The sequence below is a fragment of the Mesorhizobium sp. ESP6-5 genome (genome assembly GCF_020164695.1).
In the GTDB taxonomy this organism is placed as follows: Bacteria; Pseudomonadota; Alphaproteobacteria; order Rhizobiales; family Rhizobiaceae; genus Mesorhizobium; species Mesorhizobium australicum.
Map to the genome: position 1 here is coordinate 177,932 of NZ_JAIUGR010000013.1, position 16,718 is coordinate 194,649.

Below are 16,718 nucleotides of genomic sequence, written 5' to 3' on the forward strand. Positions count from 1 at the left end.
GCTATGAAAGCCGGCAAATGCGGATGGCGGAAACAGGCGTGTGGTCAATCGCTGTCGCGCGCGACCAGTTCCAGCGGCCAGACCTCCCTGATGGTCTGCGGCCCCGTGGGCCCGGCGAAAGCCGGCAGCGAGGCGAGCAGGATTTCGCCGAGCCGCCGTCCCATCGGCTCCAATGCCGGGCGGAAAGCGGTCAGCGCCGGGGAGAAATAGCGGCAGAGCGGCGTATCGACAATGACCATCACCGCGATGCCCTGACCGGGCATGATCCCCATCTCGGCAAGCGCCTTGCAGCCGCCGAGCGCCATCGCGTCATTGTTGAAGATGATCGCTGTCGGCGGATCCTTCGAGCGCATGACTTGCGGCGTCACCGCGTAGCCGCCGGCTTCGTTGATGAAGCCGTCGGCGATCAGCTCGGGATCGATGTGGATGCCGTGCCGCCGCAGCGCCTTGCGATAGCCGTCAAGAAACAGATAGCCGAAGTTGAGGTCGAGTGACGGCCGGATGGCGGCGATGCGGCGGTGGCCGCGTGCAACCAGGCGGTCGACTGCGTCGGCGCCCGCCTTCTCGAAATCGAGGTCGAGCGAGGGATAGGTCTCGTCACCGGACTGGCTTCGGCCGAGCGTCGCAAAGGGAAAGCCGGCCCCGCTGAGATAGTCGATGCGATCGTCCTCACGCCGGGTCCAGGCCAGCAACACGGCATCGGCGCGGCGTGTCTCGACGACCCGTCGCAGGCGCTCCTGCTGATAGTCGGCGGGCGCGCCCATGACGATGATCAGGTCGAGCCCGTGCTCGGCCAGTGCCGCTTGCAACCCGCTCAGGAACGGAATGAAAAACGGCTCGCCATATTGCTGATCACCCGGGTGGGGCTGCAGCATGAACGCGACGGCATGCGTGGTGCCCCGGCGCAGGTTCCTGCCCGACTGGTTGGGTGAATAGTTGAGTAGGCGCGCCGCATCGAGCACGCGCTGCCGCGTCTCGGCATTGACATCGGCGCGCCCATTGAGCGCCCGCGACACCGTGCCGATCGAAATATTCAAATGACGCGCAAGATCGTGAATGCTGGATGCCAAGACCAATCCCCTTCCGTTCCCGCTAACATTAGCGGACCTTGCGGCCAAGGCCACTCAGACGAACGGCCACAAATCCGGTTGACATTCTACGCCTTCGGGTGTGTCATCGTAAACGTTTACGGAAGAACCGTGAATGCCAACCGGGAGGGGTTGGCGGAGGAGCACCGGATGCTGCATGTCGTCCTGGTCGGGTGCGGAGCCATGAGCAAAACATGGCTCGAGGCCGCCCGTCAGTCCCCTGAAATCAGGATTGCCGGTCTCGTCGACCTCGACGCCGACAGGGCACGCGAGCGAGCCCGCGAATACGACGTTGCCGGGGCCGCGATCGGCACCGATCTCGACGTCATTCTGGATCAGACCAAAGCCGATGCGGTATTCGATGTGGTCGTTCCGGCCGCCCGCCGCGAGGTGGCCAATTCGGCCTTTGCCCATCACTGTCACCTGCTGACGGAAAAGCCCCTCGCCGACAGTCCGGCCAACGCCCGCGCCATCGTCGACGCCGCGCGGCGCGCCGGCCGCGTCCACGCCGTCGTTCAGAACCGCCGCTATGTCGCCAATGTCCGGCGCATCCGCCGCTTTCTGGATTCAGGCGCCATCGGCGCGCCGACCAGCATCCACGCGGATTTTTTCGTGGCGCCGCACTTTGGTGGTTTTCGCGAAGAGATGCGCCACGTGCTGTTGCTCGACATGGCGATCCACACCTTCGATGCCGCTCGCTACATGGTCAACGGCGAACCTGCCGATGTCTATTGCCAGGAATGGGAGCCGGCCAATTCCTGGTATCGGCAAGGGTCGTCGGCAAGCGCCACTTTCGGGCTCGGCCGAAACAGGATGTTTACCTATCGGGGCAGCTGGTGCGCCGACGGCTTTCGCACCAGTTGGGAGGGCAGCTGGCGTATCGTCGGTGAGCGCGGCAGCCTGATCTGGGACGGCCATGACGAGGTGAAGGCGGAAGTCGTGCTGCCGGAGCGCGAAGGCCTGATCGACAAGGTCGGGCTGGTGACGGTGCCTCCCCTCGATCCGTCCGACCGTATCGGCGGGCATCTCGGCGTCATTGCCGACTTCGTGCAAGCCGTGGAAACCGGCACCGAGCCGGAGACACGGGGCTCGGACAACATCAAGAGCCTGGCCATGGTCTTCGCGGCGATCCAGAGCGCCGAGACCGGTCGTCGCGTGAACATCGCATCGCAGGAAGGATGACCATGCCGAACCCACTTCTCGACATCAGGATCGGCACCATGGTGCGGGCCAATCTCGAAGACCCGGCCGCCTATATCAGGCAAATCCTGCCGCTCGGCTTCGAGAGCATCCAGCCCTTTTTCTGGCAGACGCTCGGCGGCAAGGATCTGCCGCGGCTCGCCGGAGAGATTGAAGAGGCGATCGGCGATGCCGACGTCACCGTCAGTTCGATCGGCGTGTTCGGCAATCCGCTCGAGAGCGGCGACACCGACCGCGGCGTGCTCGAGGCCTGGAAAACGGTGATCGACAACGCCCATCTGTTCGGCACCACGCTGGTCAGCGGCTTCACCGGCCGCATCCGCGGGAAACCGCTGACCGACAGCCTGCCGCGCTATCGGGAGGTCTGGGGCGAACTGGCCAGACGCGCCGCCGACAAGGGCGTGCGCATCGCCTTCGAGAATTGCGCCATGGACGGCAATTGGGCCGGCGGAGACTGGAACATCGCCCACAATCCGGATGCCTGGGAGCTGATGTTCAACGAATTGCCCAACGACAATCTCGGTCTCGAATGGGAGCCCTGCCACCAGCTCGTCTACCTGATCGATCCGATGCCGCAGATCCGCAAATGGGCGCATCGCATCTTTCATGTCCACGGCAAGGACGCCACCGTGCGCTGGGACGTCATCCGCGAGAACGGCGTGTTCGGCCGCCTGCCCTTCGTGCAGATGCGCACGCCCGGCTTCGGCGACAGCGACTGGACCAGGGTGATCAGTGAACTGAGGCTGGCCGGGTACAAGGGCGCCATCGACATCGAAGGCTGGCACGACCCGGTCTATCGCGGCGACCTCGAGATCACGGGGCAGGCACGCGCCCTGGAGTATCTCAAGCTATGCCGGGGAGGTGCGAGCTACCTGCCAAATCCGGCGTGAGGATCGGTCGGCGGGAGGAGCCGGCCGCAAGTGGCATTGCCAAAGCAATCGTTCAAAGGCCCCTCGGCTGACGAGGAAAACAATGGGAGGAACGTGCATGAGCATCGCGAACAGGACGACACTTCTGCGCACGACCGTCGTGGCGGCGGCCACGGCGCTTACCGCCGCAATCTTCACCTTGCCGGCGCAGGCGCTCGACGCCCAATGGTGCAAGGACGTCCACATCCGCTTCTTCGTCGGCGGCGCCGAGGGCGACGCCTTCGGCACCATCGTCTACAATGGCGCCAAGCAGGCGGCGGCAGATCTCGGACCCAAGGTCGACTACATCTTTTCCCAGTGGGACGCGGAGAAGATGGTGCAGCAATTGCGCGAAGCGGTCGCGGTCAAGCCCCAGGGCATCGCCATGATGGGCCATCCGGGCGACGCCGCGATCATGCCGCTCGCCGACGAGGCCCATAAGGAGGGCATCAAGATGATGTACCAGAACGTCCCGGTGCCGAAGGTGACGGCGGCGTTCGGTGGCGGCTATATCGGCGCGCAGCAGGAACAGCAGGGCCGCGCACTTGGCGCCGAAGCGTTCAAGCTCGGTAAGCTGAAGGCCGGCGACAAGGCGATCATGATCGGCCCGTTCGAGAACGAGAGCCGCGGCGCACGCGAGCGCGGCACGGTCGCGGCCTTGAAGGAGGCGGGCGTCGAAGTCATCCAGCTGTCGTCGCCGCCGAGCGGCGAATGGGCTTCCGACCCCAATCTGGCGATACCGGTGCTTACGGCAGCGCTGCTCAACAATCCTGATGTCAAGGCCGTCGGCTATCCCGGCGGACAGATGCTCGGCAATGTCGCCACCTACATGCAGGCAGCTGGCAGGAAGCCCGGCGATATCTTCAACTTCGGCTTCGACACCAGCCCGCAGATCGTCGAGGGCTTCAAGGGCGGCTGGGTGCAACTGACGGCCGACCAGCAGCCATTCCTGCAGGGCTATCTGCCGATCCTCAGCCTGTGCCAGCAGGCGGTGCTGGGTCTGGCGCCGATGAATGTCGACACCGGCGCCGGTTTCGTCACGCCCGAAAATTACGAGATCGTCGCAGAACTCGCCAAGCAGGCGCTGCGCTGACCTCCCAAGCCGCCGGCCGGGATCAGGCCCCGGCCGGCGGGGCCGCTGGCGAGAAGGCTGGCGCCAGACAATCAAGCGAGGATGCTATGGCCGAACGTCTCATAGAACTGCGCGATATCGCTAAGTCCTACGGCCATGTCTACGCACTTGGCGGGGTCAATCTCAGCGTCGATCGCGGCGAGGTGGTCGGCCTCATCGGCGACAACGGCGCCGGCAAGTCGACGCTGATCAAGATCCTCTCCGGTGTGGTCAAGCCGACCAGCGGCGAGATCCTCATCCGCGGCAAGCCGGTGACCGGATGGAATGCGGCACGTTCGCGCGAGGCCGGCATCGAAACGGTGTTCCAGGACCGGGCGTTGGCCGTGCAGCAGACGATCGTCCGCAACATCTTCATGGGCCGCGAACTCACCGGCCCTTTCGGCTGGCTGAAGGTCGGCAAGGAAATCGAGGAGGCGAGCCGGCTGATGCGCGAGATCGGCTTCACCTCGAAAGTGTTCACGCCGCATTCGATCGTCGGCCAGCTTTCGGGCGGTGAACGCCAGGGCGTGGCGATCGCGCGCGCCATCTACAAGCAGGCCGAACTGATCGTCCTCGACGAGCCGACGACGGCGCTGTCTCTGACCGAGACCGCCAAGGTCTTCCATTTCGTGCGCCAGGTGCGGGCGAGCGGCCGCTCGATCCTTTTCATCGGCCATAACATCCATCATGTCTTCGACATCGCCGATCGCTTCGTGGTGCTGGATCGCGGCAAGGTCGCGCTCACCGCCGATCGCAGCGAGGTCAAGTCGGCCGAAGACCTCATCAACTTCATGGAAGACGTCGCGCATCCGGGCGGGTTGGCCGGGCTGCACGACACCGGCGACGCGGAGCAGAGAGCACGATGAGCAAGACCATGGAGCCCGATCTGCACGAGCCGTCGGCCGGCATTTCCCGCCAAGGCAGTTCCCAGAACGAGTGGAAGCACCCGTCCGATCACTGGATGCGCGGCTTCATCCTTGACAACCGCGCGTCGCTTGGCACGCTCGGCGTGTTCGTCGTCATGATGGCGGTCTTCATGATCGCCAACCCGACGGTCTTCACAACCTGGTATCTCTACAGCGCCGTGCTCACCACGCTTCCCGTGGCGCTGTTCGTGGTCGTGCCGCTGGTCTTCGTCGTCACCTGCGGCGAGATCGACCTGTCGTTTCCCGCGACGATGGGTTTTGCCTCCTGGGTCTTCGCGCTGGTGGTGCAGGCGGGCTACGATCCGTTCCTCGGCATTGCGGCGGCACTGGTCACCGGCACGCTGCTCGGCTTCCTCGTCGGGTCGCTGGTGGTCTATGGCGGGCTGTCGTCGCTGATCGCCACGCTCGGCATGAATTTCCTGCTGCGCGGCCTGATTCAGATCATCAATGAGGGCAGATCGACTTCGCTGACCAGCCTTGCCGACAGTTGGGCCTACAGGATCTTCTCCAGCCAGGTCCTTGGAATTCCGGTGCAGATCTTCTGGGCCATCGCCTTCGTCGTCCTTTCGGCGATGCTCTACAACCGCCACCGCTTCGGCGCGCAGGTGAAGGTGGTCGGTGATAACCCCGACAGTGCCCAGCAGATGGGCATCGACGTCAAGCGCGTGCGGGTGAAAGTGTTCGTCTTCGTCGGCATCGGGGCCGCGATCGCCGGCACGTTCTCGGTGATGATCAACTTCACCTGGTGGCCAACCGCCGGCGACGGTTATCTCTTGCCGGTGCTGGCCTCGGTGTTCGTCGGCGGCACGCCGACCTGGGGTGGCATCGGCACCGTGGCCGGCGGCGCGATCGGCGCCGTCACCGTGTCGTTTATCCAAACCGGCGTCGTGGCGGCTGGGCTCAGCGGCTTCTACGTCCAGTTCTTCAACGGGCTGATCATCATCCTTTCGCTGCTTGGCCACAAATGGAACCAGGCGCGCTACCGCTGAACCAGCGGCAGTTCAACCGCGATTTGCCGGTCATCCGAGCCAACGATAGACGACGGGCCGCGCGGACGACACCGCGCGGGCCCGATCGCCTATTTGCGCGATGCGCAATTTCGATCAAGCTGGCCGGGCAACGAGGCGCCAGAGTGAGGACGCCACATGCGAGGAACACATGAACCCGACCGAGAAGGCGCTATGGTTTATCGAAAGCCACCTGCCGGAGGCTGTTACGCTCGACGACGTGGCCCAAAGCAGCGGCGTATCGCGCTTTCATGTGACGCGCGCCTTCGGCGCCGCCACCGGCCGCTCCGTCATGGGTTACATGCGCTCGCGCCGGCTGACCGAGGCGGCGCGCAGGCTGGCCGGCGGGGCGCCCGACATTCTGTGCGTCGCGCTCGACGCCGGCTACAACTCGCATGAGGCATTCACCCGGGCCTTCCGCGACCAGTTCGGCACCACGCCGGAACTGGTGCGCGCGCAAGGTTCGACTGAGACCCTCGACCTCGTGGAGCCCATCCTGATGGACAATTCGCTTTTGACCACACTTGAACCACCGCGCTTCGAGACCAGCCGGCCATTCCTCATCGCCGGACTGGGCGAGCGCTACAGTTGTGAGTCCAGCGCCGGCATTCCAATGCAATGGCAGCGCTTCGCTCCCTATATCGGCCATATCCCCGGGCAAGTGGCCGGCGTTTTCTACGGCGTCTGCCTCAACGGCGACGATGCCGGTAATTTCGATTATGTCGTCGGCGTCGAGGTACGCGACTTTGCCGATCTGCCGAAGGAGTTCCAACGGGTGCGGGTGCCGGCGCGGAGATACGCCGTTTTCACGCATCGCGAACACATCTCGACCATCCGGCGAACGATCAATACGATCTGGAACAGCTGGCTGCCGGCATCCGGCCATGAGGTTGCCGATGCGCCGGAATTCGAGCGCTACGGGCCTGAATTCGATGCCCACACCGGCAATGGCGGGCTGGAGATCTGGGTGCCCGTCAAGGCGTGACGCGCCGCTACAGCTCCAGTTCCCAGTTCTGGCCGACCAGATCCTTGCCGAAGGAATGGTGAGGCTCTTCCTCGATCAGCCTGAAACCGGCCGCCTGGTAGATGTGCCGGGCGGCGGTCAGAATGTCGTTGGTCCATAGGGTCAGCGTCCTGTACCCCCTGGCGCGGGCAAAGCCGATGCATTCCTCGACCAGGCGCTTGCCGATGCCGAGCCCCCGTGCCGAAGGTTCGACATAGAGCAGCCTGAGCTTGGCCACCTGATCCGACTTGCGCACGACGAAGACCGAGCCGACGACCTCGCCTTCGCGCTCGGCGATCCAGCCGCGCTCCCATTTCGGATCGTAGGATTTTACGAACGCCGCGAGGATTTCGGCGACCAGCGCCTCATAGGTTTCGTCCCACCCATATTCCTGCGCGTAGAGCATGCCTTGCCGGCGGATGATCCAGCCAATGTCGCCGACCTGCAGCGGCCGCAGCAGATAAGGGATTTTGGGCTCGGCATCGTCATCCAGCAGACGCTGCACGGTCCGCATGGACTTGACCAGACGCTCCTGTTCCGACGCAGGCAGACGATCGAGCAGCGCCGCGACCTGATCGTGCGAACCCTTGTTCAGCGGCGCGAAGGCGTTCCTGCCCACCGGCGTCAGCGCGATCGACGATTGCCGAGCGTCCGAAGCCAGCGTGGCCCTGGAGATGAGGTGAAGGCGCTCGAACTTCTTCAGCAAACGGCTGACATAGCCGGCGTCGAGACCGAGATCGCGCCCGAGATCGGTCGCTGTCAGTCCGTCACAATGCGCCAGTTCGTAGAGCACGCGTGCCTCGGTCAGCGAGAAGGCGCTCTTCAGCAGCCCTTCATCGAGCAGTCCGATCTGGCGGGTGTAGAAGCGGTTGAACGCCCGCACCGCATCGATCAGGCCTTTGTTGGGCGCAGCCTTGTTTGGCTGATGGTGGATTGTCATGCGAGTCATCTCCTGCTGGCAGGATCGATCATTTACTTGACGGAGTCAACCATTAGGGAAGGCGCCCGAGATGCTTACATCATCGGCAACACCGGCCAGCGGTCGACGATCCTGCCACCGGAAAGCACCGCGATCGGTCCGAACTGCTGCAGCACGGCCTCGCTCTGCGTGGGCCGCAGGAACGCATAGTCACCGGGCCTGACGACGGCCTGGGCGGGCAGACCCATGAATTGCTGGTTGGAAGACAGGCCAAGCAGGCCGTTTGTCGTCATGCGTTCGGGAAACACCGGTTCGGCCATCCACTTGCCGCCATAGAGATAGCAGCCCTTGCGCGGAAACCGGCCCAGCGCCTGCAGCAGGCGCGAGACCGCCGGCGGGCCAGGTAGCATCGGCTCGACCACTTTCAGGATTGGCGTCGCGATGAAGGCCGCCGGCTGGAAGCCATCAAGGCCGGGCGTGTCGAAATCGACGGGCAGCACGAAGGCCGAGCCCATCGAAACTTCATTGGCAATGCCGCCATGATGAAGCAGCGCGGTCTTGCTGCCGCCAATGTTCAGGACATGGCGCTGGTCGGCGCCGAGGCGCGCGACGAAAGCGGCGGCCTGTTCGGAGGCTTGCGCCAACGCCTTGGCCGGTCCACCAAACAGGCCGGGTATGTGCGGCGCATGCGCTTCATAGGCCATGACGCCTTCGCAGCGCAGCCCTTTGTGGGTGGGCAGCGCATTCAGCGCCCGCGACAGGGCCGCCGGTTCGGCAAAGCCGCCACGATGCAGTCCGACATCGATTTCGAAAGCGATGCGCAATTCGGCGCCGAGTTCGTCGGCGAGCGCGCCATATTCCGCCAGCCTCTCCTGGGTGTCGATCAGCCAGCAGACCCGCGACCAAGCCACGTCGCCTCTGCAAAGCACCGCCCTGGCCGCGCCAACCGGCATCGGTTTGCCGTACAGCAGATCCGCATCCGGGAACGCCTTCAGCACCGCCTCGGTGATCGGCGGATGGAAGGTCATGAGGCGGTGGGTTCCAAGCGCCTTGCCGATATGGGAGAGCAGCGGGAGGCAAGCGAGCGACTTGTCGACCAAACGGACGGCAAGACTGGGGTCAAGCCGCTTCTTCACCAGGGCAATGTTGCCATCCAGCCGATCGAGGTCGAGCAGCAGGCAGGGTTGGAAAATGTCCGCCTCTCTCAGCGCATCCGAAAGCGTGGCGAAATACGCCTTCATGGCTGGATGCCGAAAGAACTGGGTTCGATGCCGAACAGGTCGGCCATATAGGGTGAGACGAAGCGGTTTTGCGGATCGATGTCGCGGCGCACCGCCATCGCATCGTCCCAGCGCGGATAGAGCTTTTTCAGGTCGGCCGCTTTCAGGCTGTGCATCTTGCCCCAGTGCGGCCTGCCGCCATATCCGCGGAAGATCGGCTCGGCCGCGCGCATGAACGGCAACGGATCGTTCGCCGCGTCATGGTGGATGGCGATGGAACAGGTGAGCCTTTTGTGGAAAGGGGAGAGCCAGAATTCATCCGATGCCACCGACCGCACTTCCATCGGGAAATAGACTTCCGGAAAATGCTTCTCGGTCAGTTCGATGATCTCGGCCAGCGCCTTCGGCCCCTCCTCGAACGGAAGGTGATATTCCATTTCGTTGAACCTGGTCTGCCGGTCGCTGGCATAGACGTTGAGCCAGTCCTGCACGTAATCCTCGGCCGGCACCTTGGCGACCGCGCCCAGGATCAGCCTGCGGCGCAGCCACGGCAGCCAGGCAAGCCCGGTGCGCAGGCGGCGCAGCGTGCGCAGGGAGCCCTCGTCATCGTCGGTCGGGCGCGGAGTGGTCGCTTCGGTGCTGAAGTCGCTGGCGATGAACTGCGCGTAGCCTGAAAATGGGATGTAGTAGAATTCGGCCGACCGGTGCTCGCTCATCATCGTTTCGAAATCGCGCAGCATGTCGGCTATCGGCAGCACCCATTTGCGGCGCCGCAGCCGGTAGGTCGCGAGGTTGTTCAACGTCATTTCGCTGAGCACACCGAAGGCGCCAAGCGCAACGCCGATCGCACGGATCGCTTCCTGATCCCCTTCCCTCTTGAAGTCGCGGACCTTGCCAAGCCCGTCGACGATCTGCACCGTTTCCAGCTGTGTGTGATACGCGCCCAGCGTCGGCCCCGAGCCATGGGTGGCCGTGCCCAGGGCGCCGCCTATCGCCTGGCGGTCGATGTCGCCCATATTGGGCAGGCCCTGGCCGATGCCTTGCAGCATGTGCATGAGCGGACCAAGCCGCGTCCCTGCCCGCACACGCGCCTGATGTCTTTTCGCGTCATGCGCAACCAGCCCTTCCAGCTTCTCCAGCGACAGGATGGTGCCTTGGGACTTCACCAATGGCGTGAAGGAGTGACCGGCGCCGACGACGCGGACCGGGCCGGGTGCGGTGCGAATGAGATCGCCGAGTTCGCCGGCATCTGCCGGACTGGCAAGCAGCCGCGGCTCGGCGGTGACAAAGCCGGACCAGTTGCTCCAGCTGTTCGACATGGGGCTCACGCAATCGCGCGGCGACGCCGCGCCGCCAGGACAAACAGGCCGAGCAACGCCACGCTGGCGACAGCACTTGCGGCGGCGAACTCGGGAACCGGGCGAAACTCCTTGCCGTCGATGAGCAGCGACGCCGCGACCGGTCCGATCGCCAGGCCGAAAAGCTGGGCGGCCGGCACCAGCAGCACGGCGGTGCGGGTCTCGTCGGCGGTGATCGCCAGCCGGATCTGGTAGGGCACGATGAACAGCAGGATAAAACCCATGATCAGGGCGACGACCCAGAACATCGTGAGGCCGGGCCCGCTGGCAAGCACGAGCGAGGCGACAAGCGCGGCGAGGCCGATCGCCGTGATGGCAAGGCGATAGTCGATGCGCGCCTCGAACACGGTCGCCGTCATCGCGCCCAGCACCTGCGCCGCGAGGCTGGCCGAGACGATCAGCCCGACGGTGCGGCCATCGATGCCGAATTGGGCGCCAAGCGGCTCCAGAAAGGCCCATACGGCGCCGAAGAACATGAAGTAGCAGAAGACCGATAACAGCGCGGTGATCGAGGGAACCGTCAGCACATTGGCGAGGTTTTCGTCCTTCGGCAGATCGGCATAATCGGTGGGGACAGCAAAGGCGACCACCAGCGACGCGACGCAGACGACGGCAAGAACGAGGAAGCCGCCCGCCGACCCGGCGGCTGGAATGACATAGAGCGCAAGCACCAGGGCAAGAGCGCATTGCGCCAGGGTCTGCATGGTGACGAAATAGCCACCGATGCGTTCGGCGCGCCGCGAACGGGCAATCAGTTCGGTGGCGACCGCGACAAGGCCGCCTTCGGCAAGGCCGGCCAGCGCGCGGGCCACCATCAGCGTGTTGGCGCCGGCGGCATAGGCGGTCCACACATTGGCCAGCGCCAAGAGCAGCAGGAGGACGGCACTTTTCCAGCGCATGTTGTGGGCGGAAAGCAGCATCGCGACGATTGCAGAACCAATGGCGATGGCGATCATCTCGGCGGTGGCGACCAACGCCAGTTCGTCGCCGCTGACATGGCCCTCGGTATAGAGGGCGCCGAGCAGGACGGGCTGCAGACCGAGAATGAGCAGGCCGACCGACCCGATCCACAGGGCCGAGGCGAGCTGCCCGCCGCTGGGATTGCCGACCAGCCAGTCGCCTTCGCCCTGAAGATCAGCGCTTGTCGAAGCCATAGGCGCCTCCCAACGTCCTTGCCGCACGGCAAAAAAGCTGACAGTCTGTCAGCATTCCAGAAACTGATACTTGATCATATTTCTTGTCAACCCGGAATTTGGGAACTCGTGCGAAAGATCGGTGCATGACGCAAGCCAGTCGAACGATCACCGAGCCCAGGCGCAGGCCCAAGCAGGAGCGCAGCCGCGAGCGCATCGACGCCATCCTGTCGACCACCATGCGGCTGATCGGCGAGAAAGGCATCGACGCCGTCACCATGAAGGAGGTCGGCATGCTGGCGGGCGGGCCGATCGCCACCGTCTACCACTACTTCCCCAACAAGTCGGCGATCCTGGCGATGCTCTATGAGCGGTTCTCGGAGGTCAGCCGTGCCAGGTTGGCGGCGATCGTCGCCGATGTCCGCGAAGCCAAGGACGTCATCGTCGCGTCCGATCGGCTGCTTGACGACTACCTCAGCCGGGTCGCCGGCGATCCGGCCATCCAGGATCTGCAGAACGCCATCCAGGCCGACAAGGCGCTCAAGAACCTCGACATCGCCGAAACCCGGCATCAGGCCAAGATGTTCTGCGACCACGTCATCGCCTTGCTCGAGCCGGAAAAGCACGAGCAATTCGAACGCATGGTTCTGCTGATCTTCCAGCTCGCCGGCGGCGTTGTGCGCCTGGCGCTTGCGCAGGGCGAAGCGGAAAGCCGCCGGACCATCGAGGATTACCGATCGATCATCCACACCCAGTTGCGGCTGTTTCTTTAGCGACCGGCAACCGGGGACCTATCTCGCCCGGCGGATGAGGCCTTCGAAACCATCGGCCAGGTCGGAAGCGCCGGCCGCGAACATCTTCACCAGGTTCTGCGGGCGGCCGGGCGTCTTGTTGGCATCGAGGAGAACAGCCCTGCCCTCATGCATGACGAAATCGAATTTCCCATAGTCGAAGCCGAGTTCACGCCGCCGTTCGCGCAGTTCGTCGGGAACAGCGGCGGGCTCGCGCCGGATCGTTTCCGATGCCTTGACCAGGCTGTTTGGCGAGACGTAGCGGGTGCAGCGCTCGCGCTCTCCGCAAAACACCCAGAAGCGCACCGCAAAGCCGTCAGGTTCTTTTTCCGGGATGAACTTTTCCACGACCAGATCATCGCGATCGAGGACGCCATCGGGAACGTCGTCCCGGGATTGGTAGACCTCGTAGGACGGCATGGCTGGCACGTGCGCAAAGGGTGCCGGTTGGCCGGCACGCCTCGACCGCCGATTGAGCCGTGTCTCCGGAATGCCCTGGTTGTTGAGATTGCTTTTGATGATGACCGGGCCCAGCCAGCCGTCGCCCTCGGCCAGAAGCGCTCCGCTTACCCGCCGTTTGGATATGTCGGCGGCCCCGACATTGAGGCATAAGGGAAAACTCCGCGCATATTCGAGATAATCTGCCGGTGTCGTTGTCGCATCGACGTGCAGAACCGCGACATCGGCGCTGGATTGTCCGGAGAGGCCAGGCTGAATCCGGACCGAATGGCCCCGCCTCTTCAGGTCCTCGAGAATATCGAAAAGCATGTAACGGCTATTCCGGCGCAGCAGAAGGCCTCGGCGACCCAGGAACCGGTCATGCTCATGCGTTATGACAATGATGCGCGCCACCGCTAACCCCTTGGCTTCCATCCCCACTTCCATTAAGCGGTTCTAATCAATCAATGCCAGACTTTCCTGGGCTCCAACTGGTCTGCATGACGAATCATTGGGATAGTTATCATCGGCACTGGAAGCTCCTGGACGCCCCGCTCCGGCCGACGCCGGAAACCGTCGGCATATTCGAGCGCGAACTCGATCTCGGAAATGCCGATGTCCTTCTGCTTGGGGTGACACCTGAACTGGCGGTTCTAGGCAGATCGATGTTGGCGATCGATCAATCGGCTGCCATGATTTCCGGCGTATGGGCCGGCGACAACATCTCGCGAAGGGCGATGGCCGGCAACTGGCTTGACCTCCCGGTCGAGCGGGAATGTTTCGACGCGGTCATCGGCGACGGCTGCCTGTCGGCGGTCGACACCAAGGCCGCGCGCGGTTCGCTGTTCGGTGAAATCGCAAGGGTGCTAAAGCCTGGCCGGCATGCGGCGATCCGCGTGTTCGCTCGGCCGGAAACCGCGGATGACCTGCGCGGCATCGAAGCTCTGGTCCTGGCCGGCGGGATCGAGAATTTCCACGCGCTCAAATGGCGGATCGCCATGGCGTGCACGACCGGCGACTGCGACAGCAGCGTCCATGTGCAAGCAATCCGTGCGGCATTCGACAAGCTGTTTCCGGATCGGGAGGCCCTTGCCGCGCGCACCGGATGGAGTATGGCATCCATCAACACGATCGACGTCTATGCGGGCTCCGAAACGAAGTACAGCTTCGCGACGCTGGCCATGCTGGAGGACGAGGCGCGCGGTTGGTTCGACCAGGTGCGCGTCGTGCCAAGCGGCAGTTATCCCCTGGCGGAACGTTGTCCGCTCCTGGTGCTCGGTTCGGCCAAGCTTCGATAAGTCGTCGCCATCCTACCAAGAGGCGCTCCGCGCGCCTTGACTCTGGCAGGTCGGCGGCCTATTTCAGCGCCACGTTAGCACTCGCCTTTGGTGAGTGCTAACTATGTGTCCGGCGCCGCCGGACGGAGGAACTGTTTCTCACCGTTCTCATCGAGGAAGAAAAAATGGCAAAGTCGAAGTTCCGCCCGCTTCATGACCGCGTGGTCGTTCGCCGGGTCGAATCCGAATCCAAGACCGCTGGCGGGATCATCATCCCGGATACGGCGAAGGAAAAGCCGCAGGAAGGCGAGATCATCGCCGTCGGCTCCGGCGCTCGTGACGAAGCTGGCAAGCTGGTCCCGCTGGACGTCAAGGCCGGCGACCGCATCCTGTTCGGCAAGTGGTCGGGCACCGAAGTCAAGCTCAATGGCGAAGACCTTCTGATCATGAAGGAATCCGACATCATGGGCATCATCGGCTGATTATCGGCCTCACCCTCAACTTGAATTTTTCGGGCTCTATCCGAGCCCCTGCCAGGAGCTAAAACATGGCTGCCAAAGACGTAAAATTCTCTCGCGATGCCCGTGAGCGCATGCTGCGCGGCGTCAACATCCTCGCCGACGCGGTGAAGGTCACGCTCGGTCCCAAGGGCCGCAACGTCGTCATCGACAAGTCGTTCGGCGCCCCGCGCATCACCAAGGACGGCGTCACCGTCGCCAAGGAAATCGAGCTTGAAGACAAGTTCGAGAACATGGGCGCGCAGATGGTCCGCGAAGTTGCTTCGAAGACCAACGACATCGCCGGCGACGGCACCACGACCGCGACCGTTTTGGCGCAGTCGATCGTCCAGGAAGGCCACAAGTCGGTTGCGGCCGGTATGAACCCGATGGACCTGAAGCGCGGCATCGATCTGGCCGTCACCGAAGTGGTCGCTGCTCTCGGCAAGGCCGCCAAGAAGATCAAGACCTCCGAGGAAGTTGCCCAGGTCGGCACGATCTCGGCCAATGGCGACGAGTCGGTCGGCAAGATGATCGCGGAAGCGATGCAGAAGGTCGGCAACGAAGGCGTCATCACGGTTGAGGAAGCCAAGACCGCCGAGACCGAACTCGAAGTCGTCGAAGGCATGCAGTTCGACCGCGGCTATCTCTCGCCCTACTTCGTGACCAACGCCGACAAGATGGTTGCCGAGCTGGAGGACGTCTACATCCTCCTGCACGAGAAGAAGCTCTCCAACCTGCAGGCGATGCTGCCGGTCCTCGAAGCCGTCGTGCAGACCTCGAAGCCGCTGCTCATCATCTCGGAAGACGTCGAAGGCGAGGCGCTCGCCACGCTGGTCGTCAACAAGCTGCGTGGTGGCCTGAAGATCGCCGCCGTCAAGGCGCCGGGCTTCGGTGATCGCCGCAAGGCCATGCTGGAAGACATCGCCATCCTGACCGGTGGCCAGGTCATTTCGGAAGACCTCGGCATCAAGCTCGAGAATGTCGGCCTCAACATGCTCGGCCGTGCCAAGAAGGTGTCGATCTCCAAGGAGAACACCACGATCGTCGACGGCGCCGGTAAGAAAGCCGAGATCCAGGGCCGCGTCGCCCAGATCAAGCAGCAGATCGAGGAGACCACCTCGGACTACGACAAGGAGAAGCTGCAGGAACGTCTGGCGAAGCTCGCCGGCGGCGTTGCGGTGATCCGCGTCGGCGGTGCGACGGAAGTCGAGGTCAAGGAAAAGAAGGACCGCGTCGATGACGCCCTCAACGCGACCCGCGCGGCCGTGGAAGAAGGCATCGTTGCTGGCGGTGGCGTTGCCCTGCTGCGCGCTTCGGCCAACATCAAGGTGACCGGCGTCAACGCCGACCAGGCCGCCGGCATCAACATCGTTCGTCGTGCGCTGCAGGCTCCGGCCCGCCAGATCGCGGCCAACGCTGGTGCGGAAGCCTCGATCGTTGCCGGCAAGATCCTTGAGAACAAGGGCGCGACCTTCGGCTACAACGCCCAGACCGGCGAATATGGCGACATGATCGTCATGGGTATCGTCGATCCGGTCAAGGTCGTGCGCACGGCCCTCCAAGACGCGGCCTCGGTCGCCGGCCTGCTCGTCACCACCGAAGCCATGATCGCCGAAGCTCCGAAGAAGGATTCGGCTGGCGGCGGCATGCCTGGCGGCATGGGCGGCGGCGGCATGGGCGGCATGGGCGGCATGGACTTCTAAGAAGTCCATAAAGCACGCCCATGAATCCAAGTTGCTCAAGCCCGCAAGCGGGCTTGAGTGGCGGCATGGACTTCTAAGAAGTCCATAAAGCACGCCCATGAATCCAAGTTGCTCAAGCCCGCAAGCGGGCTTGAGT

General features: G+C 63.8%; 16 protein-coding genes. 10 read left to right on the top strand and 6 right to left on the bottom strand.

Features of this window, described 5'->3' with window-relative positions:
* Nucleotides 1-44: 44 nt before the first annotated feature.
* A complete protein-coding gene (locus LB524_RS21920) occupies nucleotides 45-1,070 on the bottom strand; it encodes a LacI family DNA-binding transcriptional regulator (RefSeq protein WP_224530061.1) in 1,026 nt (341 codons plus the stop codon).
* Between the two features lie 168 nt (nucleotides 1,071-1,238).
* Here LB524_RS21920 and LB524_RS21925 point away from each other — a divergent pair, with 168 nt between their 5' ends.
* The 6 genes from LB524_RS21925 (at nucleotide 1,239) to LB524_RS21950 (ending at nucleotide 7,225) form a co-directional block, all read left to right on the top strand.
* On the top strand, nucleotides 1,239-2,270 hold the full coding sequence (locus tag LB524_RS21925; RefSeq protein WP_224530064.1) for a Gfo/Idh/MocA family protein: 1,032 nt from the start codon (nucleotides 1,239-1,241) through the stop codon (nucleotides 2,268-2,270).
* Nucleotides 2,271-2,272: 2 nt separating this feature from the next.
* Nucleotides 2,273-3,178, top strand: a complete 906-nt coding sequence (locus LB524_RS21930) for a sugar phosphate isomerase/epimerase family protein (RefSeq protein ID WP_224530068.1) — start codon at nucleotides 2,273-2,275, stop codon at nucleotides 3,176-3,178.
* A gap of 97 nt (nucleotides 3,179-3,275) precedes the next feature.
* Nucleotides 3,276-4,289, top strand: a complete 1,014-nt coding sequence (locus tag LB524_RS21935; RefSeq protein WP_224530071.1) for a substrate-binding domain-containing protein — start codon at nucleotides 3,276-3,278, stop codon at nucleotides 4,287-4,289.
* A gap of 86 nt (nucleotides 4,290-4,375) precedes the next feature.
* On the top strand, nucleotides 4,376-5,173 hold the full coding sequence (locus LB524_RS21940) for an ATP-binding cassette domain-containing protein (protein ID WP_015318378.1): 798 nt from the start codon (nucleotides 4,376-4,378) through the stop codon (nucleotides 5,171-5,173).
* Nucleotides 5,170-6,222 carry an ABC transporter permease gene (locus LB524_RS21945; RefSeq protein ID WP_140661869.1) on the top strand — a complete coding sequence of 351 codons (1,053 nt, stop codon included), beginning with the start codon at nucleotides 5,170-5,172 and terminating at the stop codon, nucleotides 6,220-6,222. Before LB524_RS21940 ends, LB524_RS21945 begins: the two co-directional genes overlap by 4 nt.
* Nucleotides 6,223-6,391: 169 nt before the next feature.
* A complete protein-coding gene (locus tag LB524_RS21950) occupies nucleotides 6,392-7,225 on the top strand; it encodes an AraC family transcriptional regulator (RefSeq protein WP_224530074.1) in 834 nt (277 codons plus the stop codon).
* Between the two features lie 7 nt (nucleotides 7,226-7,232).
* Here the strand turns inward: LB524_RS21950 and LB524_RS21955 are convergent, their stop codons facing one another.
* The 4 genes from LB524_RS21955 to LB524_RS21970 all read right to left on the bottom strand — a co-directional run bounded on the left by LB524_RS21955 (nucleotide 7,233) and on the right by LB524_RS21970 (nucleotide 11,894).
* Entirely contained in the window at nucleotides 7,233-8,183 is a 951-nt protein-coding gene (locus LB524_RS21955) for a helix-turn-helix domain-containing GNAT family N-acetyltransferase (RefSeq protein ID WP_224530077.1), read from the bottom strand.
* A gap of 74 nt (nucleotides 8,184-8,257) precedes the next feature.
* The gene (locus LB524_RS21960; protein ID WP_224530080.1) at nucleotides 8,258-9,403 is read right to left on the bottom strand and encodes an alanine racemase; all 1,146 of its coding nucleotides are present in this window, start codon (nucleotides 9,401-9,403) and stop codon (nucleotides 8,258-8,260) included.
* Nucleotides 9,400-10,701: a D-arabinono-1,4-lactone oxidase gene (locus LB524_RS21965; protein ID WP_224530082.1), complete on the bottom strand. Its 1,302-nt coding sequence runs from the start codon at nucleotides 10,699-10,701 to the stop codon at nucleotides 9,400-9,402. The genes LB524_RS21960 and LB524_RS21965 overlap by 4 nt, the downstream gene beginning before the upstream one ends.
* A gap of 5 nt (nucleotides 10,702-10,706) precedes the next feature.
* Nucleotides 10,707-11,894 (bottom strand): MFS transporter, encoded by a 1,188-nt coding sequence (locus tag LB524_RS21970; RefSeq protein WP_224530084.1) that lies wholly within the window; start codon nucleotides 11,892-11,894, stop codon nucleotides 10,707-10,709.
* Between the two features lie 125 nt (nucleotides 11,895-12,019).
* Here LB524_RS21970 and LB524_RS21975 point away from each other — a divergent pair, with 125 nt between their 5' ends.
* Nucleotides 12,020-12,646, top strand: a complete 627-nt coding sequence (locus tag LB524_RS21975; RefSeq protein WP_224530087.1) for a TetR family transcriptional regulator — start codon at nucleotides 12,020-12,022, stop codon at nucleotides 12,644-12,646.
* An 18-nt stretch (nucleotides 12,647-12,664) separates the two neighbouring features.
* Here LB524_RS21975 and LB524_RS21980 read toward each other — a convergent pair whose 3' ends face one another.
* Nucleotides 12,665-13,432 carry a hypothetical protein gene (locus tag LB524_RS21980; protein ID WP_224530089.1) on the bottom strand — a complete coding sequence of 256 codons (768 nt, stop codon included), beginning with the start codon at nucleotides 13,430-13,432 and terminating at the stop codon, nucleotides 12,665-12,667.
* A gap of 170 nt (nucleotides 13,433-13,602) precedes the next feature.
* Here LB524_RS21980 and LB524_RS21985 point away from each other — a divergent pair, with 170 nt between their 5' ends.
* From LB524_RS21985 to groL, 3 genes are all read left to right on the top strand, one after another.
* A complete protein-coding gene (locus LB524_RS21985; RefSeq protein WP_224530091.1) occupies nucleotides 13,603-14,400 on the top strand; it encodes a class I SAM-dependent methyltransferase in 798 nt (265 codons plus the stop codon).
* A gap of 164 nt (nucleotides 14,401-14,564) precedes the next feature.
* Nucleotides 14,565-14,861 (top strand): co-chaperone GroES, encoded by a 297-nt coding sequence (gene groES / locus LB524_RS21990; protein WP_006203049.1) that lies wholly within the window; start codon nucleotides 14,565-14,567, stop codon nucleotides 14,859-14,861.
* Between the two features lie 65 nt (nucleotides 14,862-14,926).
* Nucleotides 14,927-16,582, top strand: a complete 1,656-nt coding sequence (gene groL, locus LB524_RS21995; RefSeq protein WP_015318388.1) for a chaperonin GroEL — start codon at nucleotides 14,927-14,929, stop codon at nucleotides 16,580-16,582.
* The last annotated feature ends 136 nt before the right edge of the window (nucleotides 16,583-16,718 follow it).